The sequence below is a fragment of the Roseovarius sp. genome (assembly GCF_040223625.1).
Taxonomy (GTDB): Bacteria; Pseudomonadota; Alphaproteobacteria; order Rhodobacterales; family Rhodobacteraceae; genus Roseovarius.
Genome location: NZ_JAVKFX010000002.1, coordinates 20378 through 36587, shown reverse-complemented (window position 1 = coordinate 36587; position 16210 = coordinate 20378). Strand labels below are relative to the sequence as shown.

Annotated in this window: 14 protein-coding genes; 8 read left to right on the top strand and 6 right to left on the bottom strand. The window is 66.0% G+C overall.

Features of this window, described 5'->3' with window-relative positions:
* The 4 genes from RLN94_RS00370 to RLN94_RS00355 form a co-directional block, all read left to right on the top strand.
* Positions 1 to 580 (top strand): acetate--CoA ligase family protein (locus RLN94_RS00370; protein ID WP_350168330.1); only part of this gene is annotated, 580 nt, incomplete at its 5' end.
* On the top strand, positions 577 to 1362 hold the full coding sequence (locus RLN94_RS00365) for a carnitinyl-CoA dehydratase (RefSeq protein ID WP_350125459.1): 786 nt from the start codon (positions 577 to 579) through the stop codon (positions 1360 to 1362). The genes RLN94_RS00370 and RLN94_RS00365, both read left to right, overlap by 4 nt.
* 167 nt (positions 1363 to 1529) lie before the next feature.
* Complete coding sequence (locus tag RLN94_RS00360) at positions 1530 to 2954, top strand: mannose-1-phosphate guanylyltransferase/mannose-6-phosphate isomerase (protein WP_350125456.1); 1425 nt, start codon at positions 1530 to 1532, stop codon at positions 2952 to 2954.
* Positions 2955 to 3011: 57 nt separating this feature from the next.
* Positions 3012 to 4070, top strand: a complete 1059-nt coding sequence (locus RLN94_RS00355; RefSeq protein ID WP_350125453.1) for a hypothetical protein — start codon at positions 3012 to 3014, stop codon at positions 4068 to 4070.
* Positions 4071 to 4092: 22 nt separating this feature from the next.
* Here RLN94_RS00355 and RLN94_RS00350 read toward each other — a convergent pair whose 3' ends face one another.
* A complete protein-coding gene (locus RLN94_RS00350) occupies positions 4093 to 4599 on the bottom strand; it encodes a hypothetical protein (protein ID WP_350125450.1) in 507 nt (168 codons plus the stop codon).
* A gap of 55 nt (positions 4600 to 4654) precedes the next feature.
* Between RLN94_RS00350 and RLN94_RS00345 the strand changes: the two genes are divergently transcribed.
* A complete protein-coding gene (locus RLN94_RS00345) occupies positions 4655 to 6991 on the top strand; it encodes a glycosyltransferase (protein ID WP_350125447.1) in 2337 nt (778 codons plus the stop codon).
* 47 nt (positions 6992 to 7038) lie between these two features.
* Here the strand turns inward: RLN94_RS00345 and RLN94_RS00340 are convergent, their stop codons facing one another.
* From RLN94_RS00340 to RLN94_RS00320, 5 genes are all read right to left on the bottom strand, one after another.
* On the bottom strand, positions 7039 to 8142 hold the full coding sequence (locus RLN94_RS00340) for a Stf0 family sulfotransferase (protein WP_350125444.1): 1104 nt from the start codon (positions 8140 to 8142) through the stop codon (positions 7039 to 7041).
* 62 nt (positions 8143 to 8204) lie between these two features.
* Positions 8205 to 8879 (bottom strand): sulfotransferase family 2 domain-containing protein, encoded by a 675-nt coding sequence (locus RLN94_RS00335; RefSeq protein WP_350125441.1) that lies wholly within the window; start codon positions 8877 to 8879, stop codon positions 8205 to 8207.
* Between the two features lie 361 nt (positions 8880 to 9240).
* On the bottom strand, positions 9241 to 10572 hold the full coding sequence (locus RLN94_RS00330) for a glycosyltransferase family 2 protein (RefSeq protein ID WP_350125438.1): 1332 nt from the start codon (positions 10570 to 10572) through the stop codon (positions 9241 to 9243).
* A gap of 3 nt (positions 10573 to 10575) precedes the next feature.
* Positions 10576 to 11580: a glycosyltransferase family 2 protein gene (locus tag RLN94_RS00325; protein ID WP_350125435.1), complete on the bottom strand. Its 1005-nt coding sequence runs from the start codon at positions 11578 to 11580 to the stop codon at positions 10576 to 10578.
* A gap of 36 nt (positions 11581 to 11616) precedes the next feature.
* Complete coding sequence (locus RLN94_RS00320; protein WP_350125432.1) at positions 11617 to 12801, bottom strand: nucleotide sugar dehydrogenase; 1185 nt, start codon at positions 12799 to 12801, stop codon at positions 11617 to 11619.
* 222 nt (positions 12802 to 13023) lie between these two features.
* Between RLN94_RS00320 and RLN94_RS00315 the strand changes: the two genes are divergently transcribed.
* From RLN94_RS00315 to RLN94_RS00305, 3 genes are read left to right on the top strand one after another with little or no spacing between them, the layout of a single operon-like run.
* Positions 13024 to 14109 (top strand): TRAP transporter substrate-binding protein, encoded by a 1086-nt coding sequence (locus RLN94_RS00315; protein WP_350125429.1) that lies wholly within the window; start codon positions 13024 to 13026, stop codon positions 14107 to 14109.
* 58 nt (positions 14110 to 14167) lie between these two features.
* Positions 14168 to 14662, top strand: coding sequence for a TRAP transporter small permease subunit (locus tag RLN94_RS00310; protein WP_350125426.1), 495 nt, complete (start codon positions 14168 to 14170; stop codon positions 14660 to 14662).
* Positions 14659 to 16209, top strand: coding sequence for a TRAP transporter large permease (locus RLN94_RS00305; RefSeq protein ID WP_350125423.1), 1551 nt, complete (start codon positions 14659 to 14661; stop codon positions 16207 to 16209). Before RLN94_RS00310 ends, RLN94_RS00305 begins: the two co-directional genes overlap by 4 nt.
* Position 16210 lies beyond the last annotated feature (1 nt).

Below are 16210 nucleotides of genomic sequence, written 5' to 3'. Positions count from 1 at the left end.
CGGCGTCACCATCCCCGCCGCCAAACGGGCCGAAACCGAAACCGCGCTGACAGAGGCCGTTCGCGACATCGGCGCGCCGCTCGTCATCAAGGCCGAAGGGCTCGCCCATAAGACCGAGGCCGGCGGCGTCGCCTTCGCCCGCGACGATACCGCCGCGGCGCTGGCACAGGCCGCCACCATGCCCTGCGAAAGCTGGCTGGTCGAAGAGATGATCGACGGCACCGTGGCCGAGCTTCTGATCGGCGCCACTCGCGACCCGGCCCATGGTTACGTGCTCACCCTCGCCGCCGGCGGCATCCTGACCGAGATCATGGGCGACAGCACCTCGCTCCTGCTGCCCGCGACCGAGGACGAGATCGCCCAGGCCCTCAATTCCCTCCGCATCGCCAAGGTCCTGCGCGGCTATCGTGGCAAGCCCGGCGCCGACATGGCCGCCATTGCACAGGCCGTTCTGGCGGTGCAGTCTTACGTCGCGGCCCATGCCGGCCGGCTGGAGGAAGTCGAAATCAACCCGCTCATCTGCACCGAAACCCGCGCGGTGGCGGTGGACGCACTCATCACGATCGGAGGAAACCCATGACCGCATCACCCGTCAGGACAGAGCGCCGCGGCCACGTGCTCGAGGTCACGCTCGACCGGCCCAAGGCCAACGCCATCGACCTGAAGACCAGCGTCATTCTCGGCGACACCTTCAAGGAATTCCGAGACGACCCCGAGCTGCGCGTCGCCCTCATCACCGGCGCGGGCGAGAAGTTCTTCTGCCCCGGCTGGGACCTGAAAGCCGCCGCCGACGGTGACGCCGTCGACGGCAATTACGGCGTCGGCGGCTTCGGCGGCCTGCAGGAGATGCGGGGCATGAACAAGCCCGTCATTGCCGCCGTCAACGGCATCTGCTGCGGCGGCGGGTTCGAATGGGCGCTTTCGGCCGACATTATCCTTGCGGCCGACCACGCCACCTTCGCCCTGCCGGAAATCCGCTCGGGCACCGTGGCCGATGCGGCCAGCGTGAAGCTGCCCAAGCGCATCCCCTATCACATCGCCATGGAAATGCTGCTGACCGGGCGCTGGCTCGATGCCGAGGAAGGCGCGCGCTGGGGCTTCGTCAACCAGATCCACCCGGCCGACAAGCTGATGGAAGAGGCCCGCAAGCTGGCCGATCACCTCGCCTCCGGCCCGCCGCTGGTTTACGCCGCGATCAAGGAAATCGTCCGCGAGGCCGAGGCGCTCACCTTCCACGACGCCATGAACCGCATCACCAAGCGGCAGTTCGAAACCGTCGACGTGCTCTACGATTCCGAGGACCAGATGGAAGGCGCCCGCGCCTTCTCGGAAAAGCGCAATCCGGTCTGGAAGGGCAAGTAGGCCCCGGCCGGCCCGACCTTCCTTCACGGCGCGCCCCATGGGCGATCAAGCGCTCCGGTTTTCGCCGGGCGGGCGCAGCGTTGTTGCAATCGGCGTGCAAATGAGGAAGAAACCGGTGAACCGGCGGAATCCTGTCCGCTCCCGCAGTCTGACCAGGGTTACGTGGAATGAAGATCACGCCTTTGCTTCTTTGCGGCGGCTCCGGGACACGGCTCTGGCCCCTCTCGCGCAAGAGCTATCCCAAGCAATTCGTGCCGCTTCTGGGCGAAACCACCCTGTTCCAGTCCACCGCGCAAAGGCTCAGCGGGCAAGGCTTCAACGCCCCCCTCGTCGTGACCAACACCGCCTTCCGCTTCATCGTCGTCGAACAGCTTGCCACGGCGGGCATCGACCCCAGCGCCATCATGATCGAGCCCGAGGGGCGCAACACCGCCCCGGCGATCCTCGCCTCCGCGCTCTGGCTGTCGCGGAACGACCCCGACACGCTCATGCTGGTGGCCCCCTCCGATCACGTGGTCCCGGATGCCAAGGCGTTCCACGAGGCCATCCTCGCCGGTGTCCCGGCCGCGGAAGCGGGCCAGCTCGTCACCTTCGGCATCACGCCCGACAGGCCGGAAACCGGATACGGATATCTCGAACTTGACGGCCCGCCCGGCGAAGGCGCGCCAGAGGCCCACGGCCTGAAACGCTTCGTCGAGAAACCCGACGAGGCGACGGCCGCGAGAATGCTCGCCTCGGGCAATTACCTCTGGAACGCGGGCATTTTCCTCTTCTCGGTGAAAACCATCCTCGACGCCTTCGAAACCCATACACCCGAGCTGATCGGCCCGGTCACGCAAGCGCTCGACCAGGGGGAATGCGACCTGGGCTTCCTGCGGCTCGCGCCCGGCCCGTGGTCAGGCGCGGCCGACGAGTCTATTGACTATGCCGTGATGGAGAAGGCCGACAACCTCTCCGTCGTGCCCTATTCCGGCGGCTGGTCCGACCTCGGCGGCTGGGATGCCGTCTGGCGCGAAGGCGGGGTCGACGACCGCGGCGTGGGCACCTCCGGTCATGCCACGGCCATCGACTGCGACAACACCCTGCTCCGATCCGAGGACAGCTCTCTCGAAGTCGTAGGCATCGGCCTCAAGGATATCATCACCGTTGCCATGCCCGATGCCGTGCTGGTCGCCGACGCCTCGCGCGCCCAAGATGTGAAGAAAGCGGTCACCGCCCTGAAGGCGAAGGGCGCCAAGCAGGCCACCGAGTTCCGCAAGGATCACCGCCCGTGGGGCTGGTTCGAAACCCTCGTCATCGGAGATCGCTTCCAGGTCAAGCGCATCCACGTCCACCCCGGCGCCTCTCTCTCGCTGCAATCGCACCACCACCGGTCCGAGCACTGGGTCGTGGTTCAGGGCACGGCGGAAGTCACGGTCGGCGACGACGTCAAGCTCCTGACCGAGAACCAGTCGGTCTACATCCCGGTCGGCACCGTCCATCGGCTGGCCAACCCCGGGAAGGTTCCGATCGTCCTCATCGAGGTTCAGACCGGCGCGTATCTGGGCGAAGACGACATAATCAGGTATGAAGATATTTATGCACGCAAGTGAATCCGTGCAGAAAAACGTGTCTGGCGCGAACCGCGGGCTGCGTGCGGGGTAGTGAGATTGACGGCACCTGCAGATCATGACCACTCGGCCAAGACCGGAACCGGCCGGATTTCCGCTGCCCAAGGCCCCGGGATCCACCGGCTACTCGAGCTTGTCAGCCATCCGCTGACGTGGCCGGCCTCGTATCGCGACGACTCTGCCTCCCTGCCCGCGCTGCCTCTCATCTTCTGGCTGACCGATCTCTTCCGCCCCGACATGGTGCTGACCACGGGCGGCACGACGGGAACGGCTCACCGGGCTTTCCGGCAGGCGGCAGACCGGCTTGGCCTGACAACACAATGCCTCGACACCGGCGCCGCGCCGGACGGTACATTGGATGACGCGCCCACTGCCGAGGTCGATGGCGATGCACCGGCCGGGCAAATCGACATCCTCGCCGTCAACCTCTCAGAGAACACCGCGCGCCGCACGCAGGACATGGCGTTGATCGCCGACCACACGGGTCACGCCAGCGCCATCCTCCTCTACGGGCCCGGCCTGACCGAAAGCCTGATCTCAGGCGTGCCAGCCCAGGGCATGAAGATCATGGTCTTCGGTCGCAGCGCCCCGCAAATGGCGCTGTTCCTGGCTCCCGGCGCGCCCTCCCCCCTTTCCCAACTGGCGGCCCTGCCCCCCGACAGCGCAGAGCGTCGCGCATTCGACGACTTTCTCGACCGGCAAGGCCAGATGCACCGGCTCGACCTCATGGCGCGCGGCGCCGGTCCGCGCGCCGCTGAAACCATGCAGGACATCGCGCCGCCGCCCTCGCGCCATGCCGAGGATGTCGAACGCCTTCTGGCCAGGCTGCTGGAGCTCGAGGAAGAGCGGAGCCAGGCACGACAGGACCGACCGGAGACGGAGACGGCAGAGCCCGAGCCATCCGCATCGCCTGACCCCGACCATGCCGCCGGGCTTTCGGACCGCCTGCAGGACATGGAAGCCGAAATCGCCTTCCTTCAGCAGCGTGTCCAGGACGGCGAGCGCGACCTGAAGGCGCTTCGGTCCAGCACGAGCTGGCGAGTCACCGCCCCCCTGCGTGTCGCGGTGCGGGCCCTCCGTCGGTTCCGCCGGAGGTAGCGCCGTGTCCGATACCCCGCCTTCAACCTCCTACGGCCCCCGCAACGCGTGGGGGCAAGCGGTCGAAGCCTTGCATCTTGGCAGGCAGGGCGACGCCCGCGCCGCCCGCCAGAAACTCGAAGGCATCCGTTTTCACCCCGATCTCGACCCGGCGATCTTCGACATGCTCCGGCGCCATGTCGAAGCGCGAATTCCGCCCGAACACCGCCATCCAAAGGTCAACTGCCCTGCGGATTTCACCACCAATCCATCCGGCCTGCTGCGGGTGCCCTTCCGCGCGGTCGAGGCCGACCGCTACGTGCCCCGCCCTTACCCACCGGATCTGGCACTGCCGGAGATTGCGGGCCAAGGCAACGATGTCCAGTTCCTCCATGCCGCCGCCGCCGGTCTGGCCCCGCTCGCCGATGCGCACCGAACCCGCCTTCACGTCTTCTGCGGCGCGTCGGATGCCAGTCAGGCCCAGCGCATCCTCGGCCAGCTCGACAGCCAGCAGACCGACGCGCCGACGAAGATCGCGCTTTTCACCCACGCGCGCAGCCCCGCGCTCGACGCCGCCGCCTCTGCCTCCCCGCACGAGGTCGAGCTTGTCGAAGCGCCCATCCTGTCCCCCCCTTGCCGCGCAATACATCGCCGCGGCGGTGCCGCAGGCCGACCTGTTCCTCTTCCTGCACGGCGAGGTGCAGCTCGATCCGGGCGCTCTGGCCCGCGCCGTGCATCTCGGCCGGGTCTCCGACGCTGTCGTCCAGCCGCTGATGCAGATGCCCGCCATGCGGCACCCCACGCCCTACGCCATCAAGTCCGCCCCCCACCCGTTCGGCCACGACCTGCCCTTTCGGCAGGTGAACGGGCTCAACATGGTGGTGCCCCGCGCCCTGCTCCAACGCGCCGGCGGGCCCGAGACCGGCTTTACCTCCCCCGATCATGCCGCCCGCGAGATGGCCTTCCGCTTCTTCAACCTCGGCGCCTATTTTTCCCCCCTGCTCGTGCCGAACCTCGCCCCGACCCGCCCCGCAGGGGACCTGACCGCCGACAACCGCCTGATGACCGAGCTCTGCCCCAGCCGGCTCGACAGGCCGAAGGACGGGTTCTACCGGGTGCCGAAGGTCAGCATCTACATCCCCGCCTACAACGCCGCCAGGTACATCGAACGCGCGGTGGAAAGCGTTCTCGAACAGGATGTGAAGGACCTCGAGGTCTGCATCGCCAATGACGGCTCCCGCGACGACACGCTCGCCGTGCTCGAACGCGCCTTCGGCGACGACCCGCGCGTCCGCTGGGAAGACGGCGCGAACGGCGGCATCGGCCACGCCTCCAACCGCGCGGTGCGGATGACACGCGGCCTCTATGTCGGTCAGCTCGATTCGGACGACGTGCTCAAACCCGGTGCGATCCGCACGTTGACGGACTATCTCGACGCCCATCCGCGGGCCGTCTGCTGCTACAGCTCGGCCGAGCGCATCGACGCCGACGGGAACCACATCAAGAACGAGTACAACTGGCCCGTCTTCTCGCGCGAGAAGATGATGATCACCTCGATCGCCCATCATTTCCGCATGTTCCGCCGCGCCGCCTGGGAACGCACCACCGGCTTTCGCAGCGACATCAGGAACGCCATCGACTACGACATGTTCCTCAAGCTCAGCGAGACCGGTGCCTTCCATCACGTCGACCAGGTCCTCTACCAGCGCCGCTGGCACGGGCGGAACACCTCCTTCATGCATGAACGCTCGCAGACGACCAACACCTACCGCGTGCAGACAGAGGCGCTGAAGCGCCAAGGGCTCGACCGCTTCTGGGACGTCCACCTGCCCAACCCCGACGAGCCCCGCTGGGTCAGCTACCGCAACACGTCACCCAACCCGCGGGTCTTCTTCTATCCCAACTACGACCGCGCCAACCCCTACCAGAACCAGCTCTACCGCAAGGCCGGCCACACCCACGAGATCGTCGAGGCCCCGATCGCATCGGCCCTCAGGACGTTGCGGCAATCCGGCGGGGCAAAGCGGATCATCTTCCACCTGCACTGGGTCAACTTCCTGTTCAAGGATGTCCGCCTCAAAGCCCAGGCAAGGCGCAATGTCTCGGCCTTCCTCAGGGACCTCGCGGCGTTCAAGCACGAGGGTGGCCGCATCGTCTGGACGGTGCACAACGTCATTTCCCACGACGCGGTCTTCCCCGACCTCGAAACCGACCTCTCGCAGCGTATCGCGGAACTTGCCGACGTGGTCCACCTGCACTCCGCCGCGTCGCTGCCGGAAGTGCGCGATACCTTCCACATCGACCCGGACAAGGTGCGCATCTCGCCGCACGGCAACTACTTCGGCGTCTATCCCGATTTCGTCGCCCGCGAGACCGCCCGTGAAACGCTCGGCCTCGCCCCCGATGACGACGTGATCCTCTTTGCCCGTCAGGTCCGCCCCTACAAGGGCGTCGGCCGGTTGGTGACAGCCTTCCGCAAAGTGTTGAAGGAGCGGCCAAAGGCCAGGCTGGTGATCGCCGGCGCGATGCATCACAAGGTCCTGCGCAAGCTCAGACCGGCGCTCAGCCGGGCGGAACGCAGCCGCATCCTCGCCACCGACCGCTTCCTCGACGAACCGGAGCTGCAGCTCTTCTTCCGTGCGGCCGACCTCGCCGTCTTTCCCTATGCCCGCATCCTCACCTCCGGCTCCCTCATCCTCGCCCTCAGCTTCGGCCTGCCGGCGATCGTCCCCCGCGTTGGCATGACCGAGGATGTCCTCGGCGGCACCGACGCGGGTATCCTCTACGATCCCGCCACCGAAGGCACCCTTCTGGCGGCAATGCGGACGCTTCTCGCCCGAAAGGACAACGGGACGATCGGCCAAATGTCCGAGGCCGCCCTGGCCCGGGCGCGCGAGCAGGAATGGCCCGATCTGGCAGAGACCCTTTACTCGGGTCTGTGAACCTGCCGGGGACCGCGGCGATCAAACCGTTGCGCTTCGACAACACGTTACTTCGGCGGAAACCCGAACGCCTTGCTGAAATCTTTCCGGAACTGGCTGGCAAGGGCGGCATTATCGTCGTTGGCAATCTTCTGCCGCGCGCGGGCGCGGGCGAAATCCGTGGGGTAATCCTTCAGATCGAGTGCTTCGGCAATGCGCCGGCCCAGCTTGCTCAATTCCACACCGACAATGTCGGACTCGTAATCAAGCACGAGATGGTCCGGGAACATTTCACGCGCGAATTCGAGCGCGAAACTCTGCTGGCGGTATTCGAAGTATCTAGAGTTGAGCCGGCCGAATACATACTTCGGTGCCTGCTCGGCCAATACTCTTTCGGCATCCTTGCCCGAACGCACATGCCAGATGCCCCTCTGCATCGCCACATCCGCCGAGACCGCCTGATCGACCTTGCTGGTCCGGTCGAGGATGATCGTCTTGACCTTTACCTTCGGCCCGAAAATCTTCAGCGGTCGGAAATCGTGCACCGCCCGCATGTAATCCATCAGGAAATGCGCGAAGATCTTGGTGCTGAAGGCCCCGTCATTCGCAGTCAGGTTGACCAAGTTTCGCAAGGCGACGCGCCGGCTGAATAGGTAGGAGCCTGACAGGCAGGCTATTTCGCCGCCCCGCAGGTGCTCGCGGGTGTCGCCCATGCCGAGGTCGGATACGATATCCGCAACAAGGCTCGATCCGCTGCGTGGGGTCGCGAAGATCAAGACGACGGTGTGGCAGTTGAGCTTCTTAGGCATCGGCCGTAGCGCAGCGTCGGCGCGCCGCGCGACGATGGCGGGAAAGACAGCTTCTCCCAGTCCGGCGAATGTCAGGTTCGGATACGACTTCCGAAGCTTTGCAAGGCGGTTGGCCTCACCGGCACCATCGGCCACGACATAGGTCCTGTCATCCCCAAGCTTTTCTCGTTTCGCCAATACCTCATTCGCCTTGGCAAGCTTGACAACATCGCACTTTATCAGATCCTGAACCGGAACGTCCGGGTGAAGGTCGCCGATCTTCTTCTGGAACCCCGGCGCAACCAGGAAAACCACATCCTGGGCGTTGGCACTGAAGAACTGAAGCGCGCTTACCTCGGATTTTTCCCGAAACATCTCAAGCATCGAAAACCGGCTCCGGCTCGAATTGACCGCACCCATCCGCCGGCAGGGCGACCGGGCATTCTCTAGAACTCATAGCCGAGTGCCTTGATCTCCGGCGCGAAAACGCCCGCCACGATCCGTCGCGTCTCGTCGTCGTAATAGCTGCGATAATCCTTGTCTTCGCGGCCTTGCGTCACGTTCTGCCGGGGCAGGACATGGTCGCCCGGCAATTGCAGCCGGCGGGCGACTTCGGCAAATTGCTCCTGCAGCCGCTCGAACCGCAGCATGACGTCCATGCCTTTCATGTAAAGGCCGTTGGCGTGGGTCGTTTGCCCTTTTCGAAAGCGCTCGCCATGCATCATTTGCACCCATTCCGGAAAGCTGAGGCCGACCGACGCTTCCAGCTTTTCCTTGTAGTCAGGCTTCCTGTGCACCCACGAGTTTTCGTCTTCCAGCAGCTTCACGTAGTCATGGTTCATCTTCGCCCAGAGCGAAACCAGCGAGTCGAACGGGTTCCGGACCGTCACGATCTTCAGGTAATCCCGGCGAACTTCCGCGCTGATCAGCCTATGCTCGACCAACTGGTCAAGCCTCGTATGTTTGGCCGGGACCCGGATCGTGCCGTCATCGTTGAGGATGTTCTTTTCGGGAATGACTTCGCCCCCCGCGATCTCGCGCAGCAAGGCGGCGGTGGCTGTACTGGCGGTTCGGGGATTCTGGAAGTAGAGGAATCTGTACTCACGTGACATCAATGCCATTTGATATTCCGATTCCGTCTTCTCGTTTTCGGTCCGGCGGCCGGGCCGCCCTGTGTGCCAGTTCGCGCAGTCAGGTGGCAGCCGTGCGAGTGTCACCGCTCCACCGGGCTGCGGCCGGTGGTCCGGTCAAGCCGGGCCGGCGGGCGCTTTTAGCCATGTCTACTTTAAGAGTTCAAGCGCTTTCCATGCGGTTTTCCGGGCCGCAGCCGGATGTGCGGCGACCCGCCGTCGCTATGCCCATCTGCCGGTCGATCTCAGGACCTCTTGCGCCGAAGAGCCCGCGCGACACATCCCCGCCGGCTCGGCCGGATGTGCAATGCCAAGCTTTCCCGCCCCCGCCCATGCCCCCGGGCGAAGACCGTCAGCTCGGCTCGTCATCCGTCTCCGTCCGGGATGCCTCGGCTGCCCCGCCCCGCGCTTCGGCGAGGTCCCGGCGCAACTCCGCCACCTCCTGCCGAAGCTGCCGCACCTCCCGCTGCAGAACCACCAGCCCCATCATCAGATCCTTCTGCGTCACCGCACCTCTCTCCTCTGCCGCGCCTGCGCGCCCGGTCCGCCCAAGCCTCTCCATCGCGTAACGGCCGGTCAGCCGGGCCGTCCGGCGGAGGCCGGAATGCCGCAGGTGATACAGCCCCAGCGCCCAAAGCGACGTGCCTCTCGACCGTCCCGGCCTCGGCCCCGCCTTGCCGGCCCCCGCCCGAGCTTCCACCCCTCTTGCAAACCGCGCGTAATCCCGCGCCTTCAAGGCCTTCAGCAGCGGCGCCGTCCCGAACGGCGCGGCATCGCTGCAAAACCTGTCAATTTCCTCCGCGTCATACTGCTCCACCACCGGCACCAGCCTGTCGTAAAGCTGTCGCACCACCTCGCCTGTTGCCCGCGCACTCACCCAGGCAAGCTGCGTCGCAAGCCATGCCAGCAGGTCGTCCCGGTGGGCGGCCTCCTGCCCCGTCCGCCGCAACAGGTCGCTGATCGTGTCGTGATGCGCAAAGATCTGCGGCAACCGGTGATCGGCGGTCTCCATCGTCTGCCCGGGCCGCGCCACGCGATGCCGGCACAGCCGCTCGGGCACCATCACCACCCGCTGCGCCCCCAGCACGGCCGCCCAGTGAACCGGGTTGTCCTCGAAGAAATGATCGCCCTCGGGAAACCGCAGCCCCGCCCGCTCCACCAGGTCGCGCCGGTAGATCTTCCGCCACGGGACCGCGATGAAGCGCAAAAGCTCGCTCCGCCGGGCCGCATCCAGCGTCACCGCCGTGGTCTCGCGATAGGGCTGCCAGTACCTGGCCTCGTCCGGCTCGGTCAGCTCGCCCGTTGCGTCATCCATCAGGTGATACCGGCACATCGCCAGATCGGCATCATGCGTCACGGCGGCATCGTAAAGCGTCGCGAACATCTGCGGGTCGTACAGATCGTCGCCATCCGCGTACCCGATGAAATCGCCGGTCGCCACCGCAAGCCCGGCATTGGCCGCGGGCCCCACGCCCCCTTGCGTGTTCTCCTCGAACCGGATCGGCCGCACCCGCCCATCGGCCGCGGCACGGGTCTCGATGATTTCCGCCGTCCCGTCGGTCGAGCCGTCATCGACCACGATCACCTCGATATCCCCGAGCGTCTGGCCAAGAATGCCGTCGAGGCAGGGCCCGAGATAGCCCGCCACGTTATAGGCGGTCACGATGATCGACAGCTTCGGCATGGTTCAGGAACCTTGCCGGTCGAGCAGGTGATTGGCAAGCGCATCCGCCAGCGCAGGATCGTGCCGCAGGCGCAGATCGGCATAGTCGCCAAGGTCGATCCGCCCGATCAGCGCCCGCCACGCCGCGTCGAACCGCGGCACGATACCGGGCTCCAGCCGCGGCCTGGCCCAGCAATACAGCCGCTGCGCGAGCCGCCAGAACCGGTGCGCCTCCCGCCGCCGCAGGTCGGCGTCGCTCTCCAGCATGTCGTAAAGCTCGCCCAGCGCCTCCAGCATCTGCAACCGCTGCGCGCCGAACTGGTTGGTGATGTTCTCCCCCTCCGGATCGACGAGGTGGGTACAGATCACCTCGTCCGACAGCATCACCCGCCGCGCCTTCACGATCATCTCCCAGTGCCCGAGAATGTCGTTGTTCACATGGGTCGTCCCGAAGCGCAGCCCGGCCCGCCGGAAATGCGCCGTGCGGATCACCTTGTTCCACGGGTAGTTCGTCACCGTCAGCAGCGCGCCCATCTCCGCCGGCGTGCCGATGGCGGGCGCCCCGGCTTTCAGCAACCGGCGAAACACCTTCGTGTCCTCGAACGACATCTCCAGCCCCGTGTTCGCCTTTCCCCGCTCGTACCGGTAGGCCAGCATCGCGGTATCGACCTGCGGATGCGCCTCCATCCGCGCGAGCGTCAGGCACAGCACGTCGCCGTGCAGGATGTCGTCGGCATCGAAGAACAGCGCATAGCGCCCCGTGGCATGCGGCCAGCCCGTCATCCGCGCCACCCCGGCCCCCGCGTTGACCTCGTGGCGCAGGACAAGCACCTCCGGATGCTCCGTGGCCAGCCGGCGGGCGATCTCCCCGCTGCCGTCGGTCGAGGCATCGTCGACCAGGATCACCTGGCACCGCACCCCCTCGCCCCCAAGGGCCAGGACGTCGCCCGCCACACGCTCCAGCGTTGCGGCGGCATTGTAGAAGGGGATGATCACGCTCAGGTCGCAGGGCGCCGCGGTGCCGGTCATGTCAGCCGCCCCTCTTCCCCCGCCGCACCATGGCGATCAGTCGACCCCGAACAGGTCGCGCGTGTACACCCGCTCGGCCACGTCCGACAGTTCGGGCGACCGGCGGTTGGCAATGATCAGGTCGGCCTTCTCCTTGAACGCGGCCAGATCCCGCTCAACCCGCGAGTTGAAGAAATCGTCCTCCGGAAGCGCCGGCTCGTAGACGATGCACTCGATCCCCTTCGCCTTCACGCGCTTCATGATCCCCTGGATCGAACTGTCGCGGAAATTGTCCGACCCCGACTTCATCACCAGCCGGTAGACCCCCACCACCTTCGGCGCCCGCGCGATGATCTGGTCGGCAATGAAATCCTTCCGCGTCCGGTTCGATTGCACGATCGCGGCGATCAGGTTCTGCGGCACGGCCTCGTAATTGGCCAGAAGCTGCTTGGTATCCTTCGGAAGGCAATACCCGCCATAGCCGAACGAGGGGTTGTTGTAATGCCCGCCGATCCGCGGCTCGAGGCTGACGCCGTCGATGATCTCCTTCGGGTTCAGCCCGTGGGCGACGGCATAGCTGTCCAGCTCGTTGAAGAACGCCACCCGCATCGCAAGATAGGTGTTCGAGAACAGCTTGATCGCCTCCGCTTCCGAAGAGGAGGTGTAGAGCACCGTCACATCCTTCTTCTCGGCCGCGGCCACCAGCATGTCGGCAAACCGGTGCGCCGGCGCCCCGTGATCACCCATGATCACCCGCGACGGGTAAAGACAGTCGTAAAGCGCCTTCCCCTCGCGCAGGAACTCGGGCGAGAACAGGATCCCCTCGTACCCCGTTTCGGCCCGCATGCGGGTCGTGAACCCCACCGGAATCGTCGACTTGATCACGATCGTGGCGTCCGGCGCATGCTCCCTTGCCTGCGCGATCACCGCCTCCACGCTCGAGGTGTCGAAATGGTTCGACCGCGGGTCGTAATTGGTGGGCGTCGCGACAACCACGAACTCCGCCCCGGCCAGCGCCTCGGCCGCGTCGGTCGTGGCATGCAGGTCAAGCTCCCGCTCGGAAAGGTGCCGGGAAATCTCCGTATCCTCGATCGGCGACACCCGCGCGCGCACATCCGCCACCCGGCGTTCGTCGATTTCCAGCGCCGCAACCGTGTGCTGCCCCGCCAGCAATACGGCATTCGAAAGCCCGACATATCCCAGCCCGGCAACGGCGATCTTGGTTCGAGGTGTGGCAGGCATGGCGGCTCTCTGCATTGATGACCAGTCCCTCCCGCAAAGACCAGATATCCTCGACCGGTGCAAGCACACGCGCTGCTCATGGCACCGCAACCGATCCTTCGCTAAAATTCAGCTTGCACCCGTGCGAAAGGGCTGGTCAGCTTACCGGATGATACCGGGCGACCTCCGCCTCGCGGCACGGCCATGCCCGGCAAGTCAGAGATACCAGCAAGGAGAGACAGAATGGACAGAAGAAAGTTTTTGACAGCCGGCGCGGTGGGCACCGCCGCCACCGCCCTCGCCGCCCCGGCCATCGCCCAGGACGTGCGGCAGTGGAAGATGGTCACCGCGTGGCCCAAGAACCTGCCCGGGCCGGGCGTCGCGGCCCAGATGCTCGCCGACCGGATCACCACCCTCTCGGGCGGCCGGATCGAGGTCAAGCTCTTCGCCGCCGGTGAACTCGTCCCCGGCCGCGGCGTGTTCGACGCGGTCAGCGAAGGCACGGCCGAACTTTACCACGCCGTCCCCGCCTACTGGGGTTCGAAATCCAAGGGCATCCTGCTCTTCGGCTCGCAGCCCTTCGGCCTGCGCGCCGATGAACAGGTGGGCTGGCTCTACCACGGCGGCGGGCAGGAGCTTTACGACGAGATGTATGGCCGCTTCGGCATCAAGCCCTTCCTCTGCGGCAATTCCGGGCCGCAATGGGCCGGTTGGTTCCGCGAGGAAGTTACCTCCGCCGAAGACCTCAAGGGCATGAAGTTCCGCACCACCGGCCTCGCCTCGGAAATGGCCAGCAAGCTGGGCATGGCAGCCCAGGCGATGGGCGGCCCCGACATGTTCCAGGCGCTGCAGACCGGCGCGCTGGATGCCGGCGAATTCATCGGCCCCTGGACCGACAGCGCCCTCGGCTACCACCAGATCGCCAAGAACTACTACTGGCCCGGCGTGGGCGAGCCCTCCTCGGCCGAGGAATGCGGCGTCAACGCCGACATCTTCGCCGAGCTTCCCGAAGACCTGCAACAGGCCGTCACCTTCGCCTGCGAAAGCCTCTACAACCCGGTCTGGACGGAATACACCACCAAGCACGCCCAAGCGCTCAAGACCCTGGTCGAAGAGCATGGCGTCACCGTCCGCAAGCTGCCCGACGACGTCATCGCCGCGATGGGCACGGCGGCCGAGGAGGTCATCGACGAGCTGCGCCAGGACGAGGACGAACTGGTCAAGCGCATCACCGAAAGCTTCATCGCCTATCGCGACCTCGTCGGCGGCTACATGACCTATGCCGACAACGGCCAGATGAACGCCCGCGCCAGCGTAATGGGCTACTGATCGTTCAAACCACCGGTGCGGCGCCCCGTGCGCCGCACCGTCTTTCATCGGGGGACAGATGAACCGCATCGCCGAAACGATCGACGGCTTCAACACCATCGTGGCGACCGTCACGAAATGGCTGGCGCTCCTGATGGTGCTGGTACAGTTCGGCATCGTGCTGGGCCGCTACGTCTTCGGCGTCAACTCCATCGCCGTGCAGGAAAGCGTGCTCTACATGCATGCCACGCTGTTCATGCTGGGCGCGGGCTATACCCTCCTGGTCGACAAGCACGTGCGCGTCGACATCTTCTATGCCAAGGCCAGCCGCCTCTCGCGCCGCGCCATCGACCTTTTCGGCCATGTCTTCCTGCTGATGCCGTCGATGGCGGCGCTGCTCTACTGGTCCTGGCCCTCGGTGCGCAACTCGTGGAACATCCTCGAAGGCCCGATCTCCGTCGGAGGGATCGAGGCGGTCTTCCTCCTGAAATCCCTGATCCCGGCCTTCTGCATCCTCGTGATGCTGCAATCCCTGTCGGAGATCCTCAAGCTGATCCTGCGTGAACCTTCGTGACGGAAAACCTCGACCTCCTGATGTTCGCGGCCCTCGTGGCGGTCATCCTCTGCGGCTTCCCCGTCGCCTTCAGCATCGCGGGCGTGGCCATCGCCTTCGCCTATCTCGGCTGGCTGACCGGCGCGATGGACATCTCGCTTCTCGGCGCCATGGGCCAGCGGGTCTTCGGCCTGCTCAGCAACGAGGTGCTGATCGCCATCCCCCTCTTCGTGTTGATGGGCGCGATACTTGAAAAAAGCCGGATCGCCGAGGTGCTGCTCGACACGATGGGCCGCCTCTTCGGGCAGTTGCGCGGGGGCCTGGGCATCTCCGTCGTGCTGGTGGGCGCCCTGCTCGCGGCCTCCACCGGCATCGTCGGCGCCACCGTGGTGGCGATGGGCATGATCGCCCTGCCCACCATGCTGCGCACCGGCTACGACCCGCGCGTCGCCTCCGGCATCGTCTGCACCGCCGGCACGCTGGGGCAGATCATCCCGCCCTCGACGCTCCTGATCATCCTCGCCGACGTCATGTCGAACGCCTACCAGCAGGCCCAATACGAACAGGGCAAGTTCTCGGTCGAGGCGCTGTCCGTGGGCCAGTTCTTCGCCGCCGCCCTGATCCCCGGCCTCATGCTTGTCGGCCTCTACCTCGCCTATATCCTCTTGCGCGGCCTGATCCGCCCGCAGGACATGCCCCCCGCCTCGCTCGACCTCGCCAAGCCCGACCGCTCCGAGATCCTCGGCGCCGTGGTGCCGCCGGTGCTGCTGATCTTCGCCGTCCTCGGCGCCATCCTCGGCGGTGTCGCCACCCCGACCGAGGCCGCCTCGGTCGGCGCGGTCGGCGCGATCCTGATGGCGGGCCACCGCCTCGGCTACAGCCCGCGCCTGATCGTCTTCGGCGCGGCCGCCCTGATCCTCCTCGGCATCCTCTCCGGCGCCCTCCCCGTCCGCCTGCAACGCAGCGACCTCTCCGTCACCGACTACACGCTCGGCGCGCTCTACGCCCTCCTCGCCGTGGCCGGGATCGTGGCCCTCCTCCTTGCCCTGCGCGGCACCGTCCGCGACAGGGTCATGCAGGAGGCCGCCACCTCGACCCTCACCATGACCGCGATGATCTTCGCCACCATCCTCGCGGCCGGTATCTTCTCGCTCGTCTTCATCGGCCTCGGCGGCGAGGAACGCGTCGCCACCCTGCTCGAAAACCTCCCCGGCGGACCCACCGGCGCCCTGCTCTTCACCATGCTCTTCGTCTTCGTGCTGGGCTTTTTCCTCGACTTCGTGGAAATCTCGGTGATCGTCCTGCCGCTGGTCACCCCGACCCTGATCCTGATGGGGCACGATCCGATCTGGCTGGGCATCCTCATCGCCATCAACCTGCAGACCAGCTTCCTGACCCCGCCCTTCGGCTTCTCGCTCTTCTACCTGCGCGGCGCCGCCCCGCCCGAGGTCAGCACCGGCCACATCTACGCCGGCGTCGTGCCCTTCATCGGCCTTCAGGCCATCGGCGTCCTGCTGGTCTGGCTGCTGCCCTCACTGGCGACATGGCTGCCCGGCGCACTGTTCTGAC

Excerpts from the sequence above, each read along its gene's own strand:
- RLN94_RS00340 (WP_350125444.1), bottom strand. The coding sequence starts at position 8,142 with ATGCTTGAGATGTTTCGGGAAAAATCCGAGGTAAGCGCGCTTCAGTTC.
- RLN94_RS00315 (WP_350125429.1), top strand. The coding sequence starts at position 13,024 with ATGGACAGAAGAAAGTTTTTGACAGCCGGCGCGGTGGGCACCGCCGCC.
- RLN94_RS00365 (WP_350125459.1), top strand. The coding sequence starts at position 577 with ATGACCGCATCACCCGTCAGGACAGAGCGCCGCGGCCACGTGCTCGAG.
- RLN94_RS00325 (WP_350125435.1), bottom strand. The coding sequence starts at position 11,580 with ATGACCGGCACCGCGGCGCCCTGCGACCTGAGCGTGATCATCCCCTTC.
- RLN94_RS00320 (WP_350125432.1), bottom strand. The coding sequence starts at position 12,801 with ATGCCTGCCACACCTCGAACCAAGATCGCCGTTGCCGGGCTGGGATAT.
- RLN94_RS00310 (WP_350125426.1), top strand. The coding sequence starts at position 14,168 with ATGAACCGCATCGCCGAAACGATCGACGGCTTCAACACCATCGTGGCG.
- RLN94_RS00335 (WP_350125441.1), bottom strand. The coding sequence starts at position 8,879 with ATGGCATTGATGTCACGTGAGTACAGATTCCTCTACTTCCAGAATCCC.
- RLN94_RS00330 (WP_350125438.1), bottom strand. The coding sequence starts at position 10,572 with ATGCCGAAGCTGTCGATCATCGTGACCGCCTATAACGTGGCGGGCTAT.
- RLN94_RS00360 (WP_350125456.1), top strand. The coding sequence starts at position 1,530 with ATGAAGATCACGCCTTTGCTTCTTTGCGGCGGCTCCGGGACACGGCTC.